The organism is Reichenbachiella sp. MSK19-1, from assembly GCF_003590315.1.
Classification (GTDB): Bacteria; Bacteroidota; Bacteroidia; order Cytophagales; family Cyclobacteriaceae; genus Reichenbachiella; species Reichenbachiella agariperforans.
This window is the reverse complement of the sequence record NZ_MIER01000002.1, coordinates 1387064-1402392: the sequence shown is the minus strand read 5'-3', so window position 1 is coordinate 1402392 and position 15329 is coordinate 1387064. Positions and strand designations below refer to the sequence as shown.

Annotated in this window: 15 protein-coding genes; 5 read left to right on the top strand and 10 right to left on the bottom strand. The window is 41.8% G+C overall.

Annotated features, from left to right (window positions below; translation table 11 throughout):
- Positions 1-3 precede the first annotated feature (3 nt).
- The 4 genes from BGP76_RS05655 (at position 4) to uvrB (ending at position 5901) form a co-directional block, all read left to right on the top strand.
- Positions 4-1905 carry an ATP-binding protein gene (locus tag BGP76_RS05655; protein WP_073118486.1) on the top strand — a complete coding sequence of 634 codons (1902 nt, stop codon included), beginning with the start codon at positions 4-6 and terminating at the stop codon, positions 1903-1905.
- A gap of 17 nt (positions 1906-1922) precedes the next feature.
- Complete coding sequence (locus BGP76_RS05650) at positions 1923-3209, top strand: response regulator (RefSeq protein ID WP_073118488.1); 1287 nt, start codon at positions 1923-1925, stop codon at positions 3207-3209.
- A gap of 32 nt (positions 3210-3241) precedes the next feature.
- Positions 3242-3484, top strand: a complete 243-nt coding sequence (locus tag BGP76_RS05645) for a hypothetical protein (RefSeq protein WP_073118490.1) — start codon at positions 3242-3244, stop codon at positions 3482-3484.
- Positions 3485-3873: 389 nt separating this feature from the next.
- Complete coding sequence (uvrB, locus tag BGP76_RS05640) at positions 3874-5901, top strand: excinuclease ABC subunit UvrB (protein WP_119843918.1); 2028 nt, start codon at positions 3874-3876, stop codon at positions 5899-5901.
- Positions 5902-5920: 19 nt separating this feature from the next.
- Here the strand turns inward: uvrB and BGP76_RS05635 are convergent, their stop codons facing one another.
- Together BGP76_RS05635 and BGP76_RS05630 are read right to left on the bottom strand one after the other, a co-directional pair.
- Positions 5921-6547: a LysE family translocator gene (locus BGP76_RS05635; protein ID WP_073118494.1), complete on the bottom strand. Its 627-nt coding sequence runs from the start codon at positions 6545-6547 to the stop codon at positions 5921-5923.
- A 22-nt stretch (positions 6548-6569) separates the two neighbouring features.
- A complete protein-coding gene (locus BGP76_RS05630; RefSeq protein ID WP_073118496.1) occupies positions 6570-8117 on the bottom strand; it encodes a GH3 auxin-responsive promoter family protein in 1548 nt (515 codons plus the stop codon).
- A gap of 125 nt (positions 8118-8242) precedes the next feature.
- On the opposite strand from BGP76_RS05630, the gene BGP76_RS05625 reads away from it, so the two are divergent.
- The gene (locus BGP76_RS05625) at positions 8243-8929 is read left to right on the top strand and encodes a YggS family pyridoxal phosphate-dependent enzyme (RefSeq protein ID WP_073118498.1); all 687 of its coding nucleotides are present in this window, start codon (positions 8243-8245) and stop codon (positions 8927-8929) included.
- 285 nt (positions 8930-9214) lie between these two features.
- Here BGP76_RS05625 and BGP76_RS05620 read toward each other — a convergent pair whose 3' ends face one another.
- The 8 genes from BGP76_RS05620 to leuC form a co-directional block, all read right to left on the bottom strand.
- Entirely contained in the window at positions 9215-9409 is a 195-nt protein-coding gene (locus tag BGP76_RS05620) for a cold-shock protein (RefSeq protein WP_073118500.1), read from the bottom strand.
- A 43-nt stretch (positions 9410-9452) separates the two neighbouring features.
- Entirely contained in the window at positions 9453-9665 is a 213-nt protein-coding gene (locus tag BGP76_RS05615; protein WP_073118502.1) for a cold-shock protein, read from the bottom strand.
- Between the two features lie 277 nt (positions 9666-9942).
- Complete coding sequence (leuB, locus tag BGP76_RS05610; RefSeq protein ID WP_073118504.1) at positions 9943-10998, bottom strand: 3-isopropylmalate dehydrogenase; 1056 nt, start codon at positions 10996-10998, stop codon at positions 9943-9945.
- Between the two features lie 56 nt (positions 10999-11054).
- Entirely contained in the window at positions 11055-12575 is a 1521-nt protein-coding gene (locus tag BGP76_RS05605) for an alpha-isopropylmalate synthase regulatory domain-containing protein (protein ID WP_119843917.1), read from the bottom strand.
- Between the two features lie 112 nt (positions 12576-12687).
- The gene (leuD, locus tag BGP76_RS05600; protein WP_073118511.1) at positions 12688-13284 is read right to left on the bottom strand and encodes a 3-isopropylmalate dehydratase small subunit; all 597 of its coding nucleotides are present in this window, start codon (positions 13282-13284) and stop codon (positions 12688-12690) included.
- Positions 13285-13336: 52 nt separating this feature from the next.
- Positions 13337-13492, bottom strand: a complete 156-nt coding sequence (locus BGP76_RS20505; RefSeq protein ID WP_255416066.1) for a four helix bundle protein — start codon at positions 13490-13492, stop codon at positions 13337-13339.
- Between the two features lie 40 nt (positions 13493-13532).
- The gene (locus tag BGP76_RS20500) at positions 13533-13688 is read right to left on the bottom strand and encodes a four helix bundle protein (RefSeq protein WP_245816769.1); all 156 of its coding nucleotides are present in this window, start codon (positions 13686-13688) and stop codon (positions 13533-13535) included.
- Positions 13689-13752: 64 nt separating this feature from the next.
- On the bottom strand, positions 13753-15150 hold the full coding sequence (gene leuC / locus BGP76_RS05590) for a 3-isopropylmalate dehydratase large subunit (protein WP_119843916.1): 1398 nt from the start codon (positions 15148-15150) through the stop codon (positions 13753-13755).
- Positions 15151-15329 lie beyond the last annotated feature (179 nt).

Here is a 15329-nt window from a genome sequence, read left to right as displayed (position 1 = left end):
AAAATGAAAAAGGACAATCTGATTAGATCTTATGTACTGACCATAATACTTATAATCATAGGGCTATTCTTTGGTCAATTTTTAGTTCAGAACACAATCCGTGTTAATAAAAATGATGCACGACTAGTCAAGCTAGCTCAGCGCCAAGCCACCTATAGTGAAGATATTGCCAAAAACTCGATCTTAATGAGTACAGACAAAGTACTTAAAAGCGAGCGAAATTTTATCATCGCTAGACGTAGACTAAATGCCTCTATCGAACAATTCGAAAAAACACAAAAAGCACTAAAACAAGGTGATCCAGAGCTAGGTATCAGTAGAATAGAAAACTCAGACCAAGTCATTTCACTATTAGAGGAATCAGACGTTTCCTTTATAGAAGTGAGAGATGCAGCCAAAGAAATCGCCAACATTAGTTTTGATGATGACCCACAAGACAAAAACTTAATCATCGACCGAGCCTTAAATAACATTATTGACCAACAAAAAAAATACACAGAAAAAGCCAATGAAATCGCTGATGTCTACGAAATAGAAGCCAATATCAACAAAGCAGGTTCATCTTCCATGGGCTACATTATTACGGCTATTATTATTGGGGTGATATTGTTGCAAGCCTCTTTCGTATTCAGACCTGCCGTCAATCTTGCCTATAAAAACTTCATGACAGCAAACCAGGCTTTCACCAAACTCCAAAAATCAGAAGAGCAAATCAGACGCAGTGCTGAGAAACAACTAGAAGCCAATGAAAAGCTAATTCTCTCACAGCGTGCCCTAGAGCAGCGCAACAAAAAATTAAAACTCTCAGAGCAAGAAATCCTCAAAAGTTCACGAAAACAAATAGAGGTCAATGAGAAACTAATCCGCGTACAGGATGAACTAAGAAAGGCGTATGATAGAGTGAAATACTCTGAAGAACGCATGAGAAATATCGCTGAAGAACAACTAGAAGCGACCGAAAAACTCATGATCACGGAGAACCAACTCAAACAAGCCCTAGAACATGAGAAAGATAGTAGTACGGAGTTAAAAAACACCCTAAACAACCTAAAGAGTACTCAGTCTCAACTCGTCCAGTCTGAAAAAATGGCATCCCTAGGTCAGTTGACCGCAGGTATCGCCCATGAGATCAACAACCCGATCAACTTTGTATACAATGGTATTGACACCCTAAAAGTCTCTCTGGATGACCTCATGATTATCGTAAATAAATACGAAGAATTAGAAGAAACAACAGACTACAAACAAACACTAGAAGAGCTCAAAGATCTCAAAGAAGAGTACTCTTATGACGACCTGTTAGAAGACCTTAAAGAACTGGTATCAGATATCAAAAAAGGAGCTGTACGTACTATAGAAATCGTAAAAGGGCTAAGAGTCTTCTCGAGACTAGATGAAGAGGAGATGAAACCAGCCAATGTCAATGACGCTCTGGACGCCACCCTCACCCTACTCCGAAATAAAACCAAGAACATCATTGATCTAAAGAAATACTATGATGACGATATAGAGGAAATCAACTGTTTCCCTGGTCAGCTCAATCAAGTGTTTATGAATATCATCAGTAATGCGATTCAGGCCATCCCAGAAGAAAGAAAAGACGGGGAGATTCAGATATATACTGAGAACCAAGATCAGCACATCATGATCAAGATCAAAGACAATGGCGCTGGTATGTCAGAACAAGTCAAAAGAAGAATATTTGAACCTTTCTTTACGACTAAAGCAGTGGGTATTGGGACGGGACTAGGAATGTCTATTACCTTTGGAATCATAGAAAAGCATGGAGGCAACATCTATGTCAATAGTGAGGAGGGCAAAGGAACAGAATTCTCCATCCTATTACCAAAGCATCTGGCTGAAAAGAAAGGCCAAAACAAAGTCTCACAATCTCAACAAGCATAATTGATTAGGAAATAATAATGGAATCAAATCAAGAATTAGTAGCAGAGCAAAAAGCCCCAAAAAATAGAGACAAGTACACGATTCTCTATGTGGATGACGAAGAAAGTAATCTTCGTATTTTCCGCATGGCATTCAAAAGGGAATACAATGTACTCACTGCTCTGGGTGGGAACGAAGCAATAGAAATGCTACGCACCAATGATATCCAGTGCTTGATTACCGATCAAAAAATGCCTGAAATGACGGGGACAGAACTCCTAGAGCGCGTACTTCCTGAGTTTCCAGATGTTATCCGAATGATTTTGACAGGTTTTGCAGACATTGAGGCCATCGTCAAAGCAGTCAACAAATGCGGTATATATAAATATATCACCAAACCATGGGATAAAGGCGAGATGAAACTAACCATCGATAAAGCCCTAGAAGCCTACGAACTAAAAAGTGACAAAATCAACCTGATCCGTGAACTCGAAAAAGCCAACTCAAGTCTCGAAGAAAAAGTAGATCAAAGAACCAAAGAACTAGCAGAGGTCAACAAAAGACTCATGGATAGCATCAAATATGCCATGACGATACAGAATGCTATGCTAGTATCTCCAGAACTCATCAAAGAAGCATTATCTGACTTCTTCCTCATCTTCAGACCGCTGGATATTGTAAGTGGTGACTTCTACTGGATAGCAGAAATAGAAGGCGAAGATGGCAATGCATTAACATGTATCGCAGCAGTAGACTGTACAGGACATGGAGTAGCAGGTGCGCTGATGAGTATGATTGGAGAGTCACTACTCAACCAAATCGTACACGAGCATGAAATTACTGACGTAGATGAAATTCTAGAAAACCTAAATATTGGTATCGTAGAGATACTAAACCAAGCAGAGACAGAAAACCATCACGGTATGGACGCCAGTATCCTAGTAATAGATAGAGCCAAATCTCAGGTTCTTTTCGCTGGTGCTAAACAAAACCTACTCTACACCAAAGACGGAAAAATAGAAACAGTCAAAGGTGACAGAATATCACTAGGAGGTGATACGGATCCTAACAAAAAACACACCAAGCATGTAATAGATTATATAGAAGGAGATACTTCTTTCTATATGTTTTCGGATGGTTTTCCCGATCAGTTTGGTGGCCCTAGCAACAAAAAATTCAGTGCAGCGAGACTGACCGAAGCATTGGAGAAAAATATAGATAAACCTATGGATGAACAAAAAGCCATCCTAGAACAGACATTAAACGATTGGATTGGTAATGAAAAACAAACCGATGACATTATGATCATGGGAGTCCAAGTTTAATTCAGAGTAAGCGCATAAACGAGGAGGAGTGTATGAAGATAAAGGTGATAACATTAAAAAACTGGTGTAACAAAAACATTACCCCATTGGCATGGCAAAGGATCATTATCAAAGTCTTGCCCCAACTGCGAGAGAAAGGGTTTGAATTAGATGAATTAGAAGATCCAAACAATGACCGGCTATTTCAAGAAGAAGAGTTCAAACTATTCACTGATGCACTTGATACTTTGTACAACATCAGCTTCCCAAAAGAAGTCATGGACAAAATACAATAGTGTATCCACTCCTCTATTTAATTAGCTTCTCTTCGAAGCTTTTTTTATAACCATGAAAAATAAACCTGAGAAAATATTAATTATCGCTATCTGTATCACGATATGCCTGGCACTCCCCTCCTGCTCACCCAAGCCATTTTCTAGGACGATAAGAGTAGTTAAGCCAAAAAACAGAATATTCTCACGTTACAATCATCAAAAACACGCCAACCGTAAGCGTACCAAAACTGTGCGTTACAAATCCTATTAAATCACACACTCCAACTATTCCCCATCCCTCCAACAGATTTGTCAATAATGTAGACAATAGGTTTTTAGATCCAAACTAATACAACACAGAGTTTACATTTTATTCGTCTTCTCACAGGACATGATTATTATTGCATCCTATGGATTTCAAAATCACCTCAGAATACGTTCCCACTGGCGATCAACCCAAAGCTATCGCACAACTCAAAGAAGGACTTGACAAAGGCGATCAATCCCAAGTTCTATTAGGAGTAACAGGATCTGGAAAGACCTTTACCATGGCCAACGTCATCGAACAGACCAATAGACCCGCCCTAGTCCTCTGCCACAACAAAACCCTAGCTGCCCAGCTATATGGAGAGCTAAAACAGTTCTTTCCCGAAAATGCCGTAGAATACTTCATCAGTTACTATGATTACTACCAGCCCGAGGCATTTCTCCCAACAACTGGCCTATACATAGAAAAAGACCTTAGTATTAACGAGGAAATCGAAAAACTACGCCTAGCCGCTACATCTTCCCTACTAACAGGTCGCAGGGATGTGATCGTAGTAGCCTCGGTATCCTGTATCTACGGTATCGGAAACCCTGAAGAGTTTGGAAAAAACGTCATCAAGCTAGAAGTTGGCCAGCAGATCAGTAGAAATCAATTATTATTCGCATTTGTCGACATTCTATATAGCAGATCAGAAGCAGACTTCAAACGTGGTAATTTCCGAGTCAAAGGCGATACCGTAGACATATTCATTGCCTACGGTGATTTTGCCTATCGCATCATATTTTGGGGAGATGAAATAGAAGCGATTCAGAGGATAGACCCCTATTCAGGAAAAAAACTATCAGAAGAATCCATCGTGAGTATTTTCCCTGCGAACCTCTTCGTTACAGGCAAAGACACGCTATTTCAAGCCATCAATGAAATTCAAGATGACATGATGGCGCAGGTGCAGTACTTCGAAGAAGAAGGCCGCTTTCTAGAAGCCAAACGCCTCAAAGAAAGAACTGAATTTGATATGGAGATGATGCGTGAGCTCGGCTACTGCTCTGGAGTAGAAAATTACTCTCGCTATTTCGACAGACGATCCAAAGGTTCTCGCCCCTTCTGCCTGCTCGATTATTTCCCAGATGACTTCTTGATGATCATAGACGAAAGCCACGTTACACTACCACAGATTCGCGCCATGTGGGGTGGTGACCGTTCTCGCAAAGTCAATCTCGTCGATCATGGATTCAGACTTCCATCGGCGATGGACAATAGACCACTGACTTTCGATGAATTCGAAGGCTTGGTCAATCAAACCATCTATGTCAGCGCCACCCCTAGTGACTATGAACTACGCAAATCAGAAGGAGTCGTTGTAGAACAAGTCATCCGCCCAACAGGACTATTGGATCCTATTATAGAGGTACGACCTAGTACCAATCAAGTCGATGACTTGCTGGAAGAGATTGATGAAAGAATCAAAAAGGATGAGCGAATTCTAATCACCACGCTGACCAAACGCATGGCAGAAGAGCTGACCAAATATTTTCAAGATTTAAATATTAAAACACGCTATATCCACTCCGAAGTAGACACACTTGACCGAGTAGAGATTTTGCGCGAGCTGAGACTAGGTGTTTTCGATGTATTGGTAGGCGTCAACTTACTCAGAGAAGGGCTAGATCTCCCTGAGGTATCTTTAGTTGCTATTATTGATGCAGATAAAGAAGGATTTCTCCGAAATGTAAGATCACTGGTACAGACCATAGGAAGAGCAGCACGTAACGAAAACGGTATGGTCATCATGTACGCAGACAAAATCACAGGTTCTATGCAAGTAGCCATAGACGAAACCAATCGTAGAAGAGCAATCCAAGTGGCCTACAACACAGAACACGGCATTACGCCAACGACTGTGAAAAAGTCCAAAGAAGCAATCATGGGACAAACCTCCGTGGCAGACTCTAAAAAAGATACCAAAGGAAAATACTATGCGGGGAACGAATCTCCAGATATAGCGGCTGACCCAGTGGTAGCATACATGGATGCTAAAGGTCTGGAAAAAATGATAGAACGTACAAAAAAACTCATGGAGAAGGCCGCCAAAGATTTAGACTTCATGGAAGCCGCTCGCCTCCGAGATGAAATGCAGGATTTACAGAAACTAAAAGAGACAAAAAAATAGGGCTTAAAAAAACAGCAATTTATAGATAGGCTATACCTTCCTGTATTAACAACTTCAACCCAAAAGCAATCAAAACAATCCCTATTGTCATCCTAAGATAACGTTTCACTTTAGGGCTCAGGTACTTTTTCAGTTTTTCCGCATAGTATGCCTTGAGAGAATCAGTAAGCCATACGGTACTTAATATCCCAAAAAAATAAAACAACTCTCCTCGTGGACTGGTAAATGTAACAATCGCATAGTTAGACATAGCTGCCCAAAACGCCCATACAATTGGATTAATAGCGCCGAGCATAAAGCCCTGACCTAACAAACCTACATGTGCAAAGTTCTTCTTTTTGATGGGGGTTTCTATCTCTAACTCTTCGGAATTTTCCTTTTTGATCAGAAACACTAAACCAAAACTAATCAACAGCAAACCTCCTGCTAGTACCATCCATGGATTCGCAGTATCACCAGTCACCTTAGTCATCCCAAACCAAGTCACTGCTATAATCCCTGTATCGGCTATGCCTACACCTAGCACAAAAAAAAGTGCTTTTTTGTAACCATGATCAATAGATTTTTGGATTAAAGTAAGGAAAACTGGGCCAGTAGAAACAGCCAAAATCAGTCCTGTAGATAGTCCTATAAGATATGGAGGCAAATCGTCTTTTTTTAAATTTGAGCTAAATTACGTCGTTTTCTAACAACGTCTGCCATGATTCTAATCTTTCGGATTTCAGTACACGTGGAAATTTACTTTGCCCTCCTTCCTTGCCGTTCTGTTTCATCCATTGGTAAAATTGCTGAGGAGAAACCACCGTCACAAAGATATCTTTGAGGGCAGCACTTCTCTCCACCTTATAGTCATCGTTGAGTTCCTTTAGGTGGTGGTCTAGCACCGATTTGAGTTGACTTTCGTCTATAGACTGATCCGTTCCCACATACCAATGATGTGCAAATAACCCCCCATGAGACTCCCCCGCTACTGTAAATTCCTTAACATCAATATTGAGCTGCTGAGCCGTCATTTCCATCGCACGATTCATATTGTCCATAGAAAGGTGTTCGCCACAAAGGCTCAAAAAATGCTTGGTTCTACCCGTAATAATCAGTTCGGTTTCGGCTAAATTGGTGAATTTCACTACGTCACCAATCAAGTAACGCCATGCACCCGCATTGGTACTCATCAAGAGCGCATACTCCTTATCCAATTCCACCTCATCAATTTTGTAGGTAGATGCGTCAGCCTTCACCTGACCATCCTCATCAAAATTCTCAGAAGTAAAAGGTACGAACTCGTAAAAAATTCCATTGTTCATCACGAGCTTCATAGACTCATGCGCCAGATCATCCTGAAAAGCCACAAAACCCTCAGAAGCCAAATAGGTTTCCAAATACATCAGTGGTTTGCCGAGTAGTTTTTCAAACCCCTTTTTGTAGGGTTTGAAGGAAACACCACCATGTACAAATATTTTCAAATTAGGCCAGATGTCATGGATATTATCGAGTTGGTAGTGAGCGATGATTTTTTCGATCAAAATCTGTATCCAAGCAGGCACACCTACCACCACTCCAATATCCCATGACGCAGCTTTTTCCACCATTTCATTCAGCTTCTGATTCCAATCAGGGGCTGCTGATATTTTCTTACCTGGTTTGTAAAAATGCTGAAACCAAAACGGAACCTGAGAAGTAGTAATTCCACTCAAATCACCTTCAAAATAGCGTCCATTAAATTTGAGATCGGTACTGCCGCCTACCATCAAAATCCCCTTCTCGAAGAACTCTGGTTCCAAATCATACTTAGAAATAGACAAGAGCTGACGCACACTCGTCTTACGAATGGACTTGATCATATCCGTTGTTACTGGGATATATTTAGAGGAAGCGGAGGAAGTCCCTGAACTCAGTGCATAATACTTGACCTTACCTGGCCAAGTCACACCCTTTATTCCTTGTCTACCTTTGGACCACCACTCGTCATTGATCGTCTCATAAGAGTAGATTGGCACATTGCTCTTATAATATTGATAGAACAGGTGCTCATCCTGATCTTTAAATCCATTCAGGATAGTTTTAAAATAATGATACTGACCAAAATAAGTATCCTTTGCTGTTATGAGCAGCTTACGCAACTCATTTTTTTGGAGATCCAAAGGAGAAGTATAATCCTGCTCCAAAGTCTCCCTGAGCTTAATTCCTTTCTTGAGTAGTTTACCTAAAAATGCCATAGTTAAAAAACCGCATCATGCTATAATTAGTTTTCCAAACATAGAACTATTTATATTCGTTGGTCTTCATAAGTTAATGGTTATTTTGTTAATTCACCATTACGAAATCATGAAACAACGCAGGGATGAAATCTGAAATAGCAGAGAGAATTAGGGAAATAAACGAAGAATTATCAGACAGTACAGCAAGGCTCATTGCTGTCAGTAAAACCAAGCCTAATGAAGCGATCGAAGAAGCTTACGCGATGGGTCAAAGAGCTTTTGGAGAGAACAAAGTACAGGAGTTAGTAGACAAACACGAAGCGCTACCAAAAGATATAGAATGGCATATGATCGGCCATCTTCAGCGAAACAAAGTCAAGTACATTGCTCCTTTTGTTCATCTTATACACGGTGTAGATACAGAAAAACTCCTAAAAGAAATCAATAAACAAGGCAAAAAAAATGACCGAACTCTATCTTGCCTTCTTCAAGTACACATCGCTGAGGAAGACACAAAGTTTGGGTTTGACGCAGATGAAATAACCACCATGCTAGACGCGGGCATCATGGACGAACTTCAGCATATCAAGATTTGCGGACTCATGGGGATGGCAACCCACACAGAAGATCAGGCACAGATCATAAAAGAATTTTCAGGATTAAAATCTCTACGAGATCAACTCCAACAAAACTACTCGCACGACCGCTTAGAGCTGAAAGAACTCTCCATGGGAATGAGTGGAGATTACCCTCTGGCAGTCAGCCAAGGCAGTACTTTAATCAGAGTAGGCTCAACAATCTTTGGCCAGCGCGACTATAATACTAAGTAACTAAAAAGGATCAGTCTGTAAAGTTGGGGGATAAACTCGGTAGACAGATTCGATATTTTTATCCCAATCATTCAAATTAACCTCAAGGACTTATAAGAGATGGTTCGAAAAACAATAATGAATTTCGAACAATGAATCTTGAATCACGAAGTAATCCGCGATCGCTCCCCCAGAAATATGGAGTGATCCATGTTAAGCAGCTTACGATCAGTTATACAGGTAGTACTGTCAAAAAAAAAGCGGACATATAGCCCGCTTTCAACTTAATCGAAATATCATGTATGATTAACCGATCACTTTTACGTTAACGGCGTTCAATCCTCTTCTTCCTTCTTCTACGTCAAATTCTACTTTGTCGTTTTCTCTTACTTCGTCAACTAATCCTGAAGTGTGAACAAAAATATCATTCCCACCTTCGTCAGACTTAATGAAACCAAATCCTTTGGAATCATTGAAAAATTTAATTACTCCTTGTTGCATTATTATATTTGTTATTAATTCTAATCTAAAAGTGCATTAGCACTTACTTTTGTACTTCTTCTTTAGTAGCAACAGCTTCTACGGGCGGTTCTTCCAAAATGTTACCAAACTCATCTACATAAGCCAACATTTCGTCTAAATTTCCTCCTTTGCTGTTCTCCTTTCTCTCAAGCTTTCGTTCCTCTTTTTCCTTCTTCTTAATCCTTTTCTTCTTTTCTTTTTGGAACTTGATAAAGCTATTTTGAGATCTACTCATAGAATATTTTTAGTTGAATACTAATTACTACATGGCCTACATTTAGACCCTGCAAGAAAAAAACAAATGCTTCTAAGAAAATGTCTGGAATGTATCGAGAATTACTTGTACTAGAAGTGGTATTACTAATTTCTGACACAAAGGTAGTTCTATTATTGGTATAACCATGGGTTGGATCAACTATTCCAGATAAATACTTAGAACCAACCCAGTACAAGACAAAAAAAGCCTTGGCTTTCATTGAAAACCAAGGCTTTAATTTTGTGTCAACAGGATATTAAATATTCTCAGCCAACCAAGCCCCTACTTCTGAGGTCTTGTATGCTTTTCCTTCACCAGAAATGTCCTCAGTGACAACACCTTCATTGAGTGATTTGTTGACTACATCTCTTACGGCTTGGGCTTCTTCTAGCAAATCCAAAGACTCCAACAACATCGCCGCTGAAAGCACAGTCGCTAGTGGGTTAGCGATATCTTTGCCCGCAGCCTGAGGATAAGACCCGTGGATCGGCTCAAAAACAGAAGTCTCTCTACCGACAGATGCAGAGGGCAATAGACCCATAGAACCTGTGATCACTGATGCTTCGTCCGACAGGATGTCTCCGAACATATTTTCGGTCACCATGACATCAAACTTCTTTGGCCACTGGATCAGCTGCATCGCCGCATTGTCGACGAGCATGTAGTCCGTCTCGATATCTGTATATTCTTTCTCAACTCTCTGAGCGACCTCTCTCCAAAGTCTAGACGAGCTCAATACATTGGCCTTGTCCACTACAGTCACCCTCTTGCTACGCTTGCCAGCATAGCTATAGGCCAATTTCAAGATACGCTCCACTTCCTCTACCGTGTACACACATGTATCAAAAGCTGAAGTCAAATCCTCAGATCTACCACGAGCACCGAAATAGATACCCCCAGTCAATTCTCTGATCACGACCAAATCTACATCTTGCACGATGTCTCTTTTCAACGGAGACTTGTCGATCAATGATGGGAAAGTAGCTACAGGTCTGATATTGGCATATAGTCCTAGCTTTTGTCTCATCCCCAACAATCCTTGCTCAGGTCTCACCTTCGCTGCAGGGTTGTTGTCGTACTTAGGATCACCGATCGCGCCGAACAGCACTGCGTCAGAATCCAAACATACCTGGTGCGTCTCATCTGGGTATGGGTTGCCCGTCTCATCAATCGCGATTGCACCGACGAGTGCTTTTGTATAGTTGAACTGATGACCAAACTTGGTTGCTACTGCATCCATTACTTTGATCGCTTGCTCTACGATCTCTGGTCCGATACCGTCACCGGCCAATACGCCAATTTTAAATTCCATTTATTCTTAGTTTAAAATTCAATATGTAAAGGTCAAGGTTGCAAATCTGCCCTCGACTATATGTTATTCTCTATGATGTTCAACATCTTGATGGTCGCTTTGATCGCCGCGACCGTCTGATCCGAATCCAAGCCTTTGGTTTTGAATCGCTTGCCTCCCTGCCAAGTGATCGTGGTGATCACCAAAGCATCGGTCTCACCTCCTGGAGGAATCTGCACTTCATAATCCACCAACTTGGGCAATTCTTTGTTCAGTTCCTGATAGATCAGGTTCAGCGAATTCATGAACGCATCATACTGTCCATCCCCACCCGCTGTCTTCTCATACACTTTGCCGTTGACCTCTATACTCAGGGTTGCCATGGATTTCAAACCCTGCGCTACGGAAAGTGAGTAGTTCATGATACGGATCGATGGATCTACCACCTGCGTACCCAGTACATCCTTGATGATGAAAGGTAAATCTTCTTTGGAGATCGATTCCTTCTTATCACCCAGTTCGATGATCTTAGCGGTCACTTTTTTGGTTTCCTCTGGACTCAATTGAATCCCGAGTTCGTCCAAGTTCTTTTTGATGCTGGCTTTCCCAGACATTTTGCCCAAGGCATATGAGTATGTCCGTCCAAACCGCTCAGGATTAATACTGTTTTGGTACAGGTTGTCCTTGTTGTCTCCATCGGCATGAATGCCACTCGTCTGTGTAAACACAAACTCACCGATCAAGGGCTTGTTGGCTGGAATTCGTATACCCGAAAAAGATTCTACGAGCTTACAGGTCTGATACAATTTAGACTCATCCACCTTCATCTCATAACCGAGATGATCTTTGACGATACCGATCACACTCGATAGCGGCACATTGCCAGCACGCTCCCCGAGCCCATTGAGCGTCGTGTGCACACCAGTAAATCCACACTCTAAAGCAGAATACACATTGGCTACCGACAGGTCATAATCGTTGTGTGCATGAAAATCGAACTTCATATCAGGAAAATTCTTGGTCATGATGCCACAGTACTCGCTTGTCTGGATATGATTGAGCATCCCCAAAGTATCTGGGAGCATGATACGGTTGACCGCCATCTTCTCTAGTCCCTGTACCATTTCGAGTACATAGTCTGGAGAGTCTTTCATACCATTGGACCAATCCTCCAAGTAGACATTGACTTTGATCCCCATCTCTTGTGCGATAGAGACGGTCTTAGCGATATCTGCTAGATGCTCCTCTAGGGTTTTCTTGAGTTGCTTTTCGCAATGCTTTCGAGAGCCTTTGCATAGCAAATTAATCACATGCCCCCCTACGTCCTTGATCCACTGTAGCGAGATATCTCCGTCTACAAATCCTAATATTTCTACTGCTTCGCCGTAACCATGGGCATTGGCCCAATCGAGGATCATCTTTGCCGAGCGAAACTCCCCATCTGATACCCGCGCAGAAGCCACCTCTATCCTATCAACCTTGAGTTCGGCCAGTAGCATTTGTGCAACGCGCAACTTTTCCCCTTCGGTGAAAGACACCCCAGAAGTCTGCTCCCCATCACGTAGGGTGGTATCGAGAATTTCTACTTTTCTAGACATGGATACAAATTAAGCACCTAACAATACGCCAGTGCAGCGACTCATTTGACAAAAGGAGAAATCCAAAACACCTATTGCTTTAGATTTCTCCTTCGTCGAAATGACAAAAATATTATAAAGGCAGTTCTTTGGCGAACTCTACGATCTCACCTTTGATGTTTTGTAGGTAATCGATATCATCAAAACCATTGAGCATGTTGCCCTTCTTGTAACTATTGATATCAAAGCTTTCTGACTCGCCAGTAGACACAAGTGTGACTGTTTGAGCAGGAAGGTCCACTTTGATCTCAGCTTTAGGATCTGCTTCGATGGCCTTGAATATTTTGTCCAAAAACTCCGCGCTCACCTGTACAGGCAACACGCCGATATTCAAACAGTTGCCCTTGAAAATATCTGCAAAGAAACTTGAGATCACACATCTGAATCCATAATCGTACACCGACCATGCCGCGTGCTCTCTCGACGACCCTGAACCGAAGTTCTTGCCACCTACTAGGATCTGTCCTGAATAAGTCGGGTTGTTGAGAACGAAATCCTGCTTAGGACTACCGTCTGTATTGTATCTCCAGTCTCTGAACAAGTTGTCACCGAATCCTACACGCTCGGTCGCTTTCAAGAATCTCGCTGGAATAATTTGGTCAGTATCCACATTTTCGATTGGCAATGGAACTGCACTACTTGTCAATATTTCGAATTTATCGTATGCCATATTTATTTACTTTGGGTGTCGGGCTATTCGCTGTACGCAAATCGCTAAACGCCTATTTTATCTTATTAATCAAGTTATACAAACTCCTTTTGACCTGATTGACCATATAAAAAAGAGAATCATAACCTTTTTCATTCAAATATTTCAAATCTTTACTCAAGAGTAAAAAATATTCTAATTCAGATGCCGACCCTTTGGCTATTACCAAATAACGAGCGAGCTCTTTATCACTATCTCTTCCACAGCCTTCACTTATGTTGGATGGGAATTGAATAAGCCGCTCTTTGCATCTGACTAACTATTCCGAACTTTTCAGCTGCAGGAAACTCCAAAGTAACTCGGTAAATTTCAAGAGTCAACTCATGACCCAATTCCCATACCTTATACTTTCTATAATCTCTCACTGTAGTTGCAGCGTAAAGCGAATAGCGCTAAGCGTAAAGCGAATAGCGCTAAGCTTAAAGCTAATTAAGCAATCAACTCTCTCGGGTCGCTCACTACGCCGTTTACAGCAGAAGCAGCGGCAACTAATGGGCTCGCCAATAGTGTTCTAGAGCCTGGGCCTTGTCTTCCTTCGAAGTTACGGTTGGACGTACTCACGGCGAGTTTACCCGCTGGCACTTTGTCATCGTTCATCGCGAGACATGCCGAACAGCCTGGCTCTCTCAATTCGAAACCTGCTTCAGTCAAGATATCCAAAAGCCCTTCTTCTTTGATGGCAGCCTCTACCTTGTGTGAACCTGGCACCAACCATGCCGTTACGTGATCAGCCTTTTTCTTTCCTTTGACGAGTTCGGCAAATGCACGAAAATCTTCGATTCTGCCGTTGGTACAGCTACCGAGGAATACATAGTCGATTTTCTTACCGATCATCGAATCTCCTTGGTTGAAATTCATGTATCCCAGTGACTTTTCGTAAGTAGACACACCACCATCCAAGTCCGCTGCATTCGGTATATTCTTGCTGATACCCATACCCATACCTGGATTGGTCCCGTAGGTAATCATCGGCTCTATATCACTCGCATCGTAGGTATATTCTTGATCAAACGACGCGTCTGCATCTGTCTTCAAGGTCTCCCAATAAGCCATAGCTTTGTCCCACGAAGCTCCTGATGGGGTAAACTCTCGGCCTTTGACGTATTCGAAGGTGGTTTCGTCTGGTGCAATCATACCTCCACGTGCTCCCATCTCAATCGATAGGTTACATACAGTCATACGACCTTCCATGGTCATGTTTTCAAACACATCCCCAGCATATTCTACGAAGTACCCTGTAGCACCAGAAGTCGTCAGTTTAGAGATGATATAAAGGGCAACGTCTTTTGGTGACACTCCTTTTTGTAGCGTACCGTTGACGTTGATTCTCATTTTCTTTGGTTTAGGCTGCATGATACACTGCGACGAGAGCACCATCTCCACCTCCGATGTACCGATACCGAAAGCGATCGCACCGAATGCACCGTGCGTAGAAGTATGCGAGTCTCCACATACGATCGTAGCACCAGGCTGAGTGATACCATACTCAGGCCCTACCACATGTACAATACCGTTTTTCTCATGTCCCAGACCCCAGTGAGAGATCCCGTGCTCCTTGGCGTTGGTTTCCAAAGCTTGCAGTTGGCTCGCTGACAAAGGATCCTCTACAGGCAGATGTTGGTTGATCGTTGGTGTATTGTGATCGGCTGTTGCAAAAGTTTTCTCAGGGTGTAAAACCTTCAAACCTCTATTTTTCAACCCTAGAAAAGCAACTGGACTAGTCACTTCGTGTACCATGTGTCTATCGATAAACACAACGTCTGGTCCTCCTTCAATCTTTTTAACTACGTGCGAATCCCACACTTTGTCAAACAACGTCTTGCCCATAATTATGAATTTTTAAAATATTAAATCAAGTCATTCGATCGGATGGTCATAATAACTACCCAAAATCGAAGCGCAAAGGTAAGGTATTGTCTGTTATTTTAGGGGTTTAGTTCGAATAATGGCGGTGATTAAAGTGATAATTGAAATTTTGACAAAATAATCTTCTCGATTTAATGAAT

What these genes read in the sequence shown, in the direction of transcription:
- uvrB (WP_119843918.1), top strand. Translation starts at nt 3,874, where the DNA reads ATGGATTTCAAAATCACCTCAGAATACGTTCCCACTGGCGATCAACCC.
- leuD (WP_073118511.1), bottom strand. Translation starts at nt 13,284, where the DNA reads ATGGCATACGATAAATTCGAAATATTGACAAGTAGTGCAGTTCCATTG.
- BGP76_RS05615 (WP_073118502.1), bottom strand. Translation starts at nt 9,665, where the DNA reads ATGAGTAGATCTCAAAATAGCTTTATCAAGTTCCAAAAAGAAAAGAAG.
- BGP76_RS05650 (WP_073118488.1), top strand. Translation starts at nt 1,923, where the DNA reads ATGGAATCAAATCAAGAATTAGTAGCAGAGCAAAAAGCCCCAAAAAAT.
- BGP76_RS05655 (WP_073118486.1), top strand. Translation starts at nt 4, where the DNA reads ATGAAAAAGGACAATCTGATTAGATCTTATGTACTGACCATAATACTT.
- BGP76_RS05645 (WP_073118490.1), top strand. Translation starts at nt 3,242, where the DNA reads ATGAAGATAAAGGTGATAACATTAAAAAACTGGTGTAACAAAAACATT.
- BGP76_RS05620 (WP_073118500.1), bottom strand. Translation starts at nt 9,409, where the DNA reads ATGCAACAAGGAGTAATTAAATTTTTCAATGATTCCAAAGGATTTGGT.
- leuC (WP_119843916.1), bottom strand. Translation starts at nt 15,150, where the DNA reads ATGGGCAAGACGTTGTTTGACAAAGTGTGGGATTCGCACGTAGTTAAA.
- leuB (WP_073118504.1), bottom strand. Translation starts at nt 10,998, where the DNA reads ATGGAATTTAAAATTGGCGTATTGGCCGGTGACGGTATCGGACCAGAG.
- BGP76_RS05630 (WP_073118496.1), bottom strand. Translation starts at nt 8,117, where the DNA reads ATGGCATTTTTAGGTAAACTACTCAAGAAAGGAATTAAGCTCAGGGAG.
- BGP76_RS05625 (WP_073118498.1), top strand. Translation starts at nt 8,243, where the DNA reads ATGAAATCTGAAATAGCAGAGAGAATTAGGGAAATAAACGAAGAATTA.
- BGP76_RS05605 (WP_119843917.1), bottom strand. Translation starts at nt 12,575, where the DNA reads ATGTCTAGAAAAGTAGAAATTCTCGATACCACCCTACGTGATGGGGAG.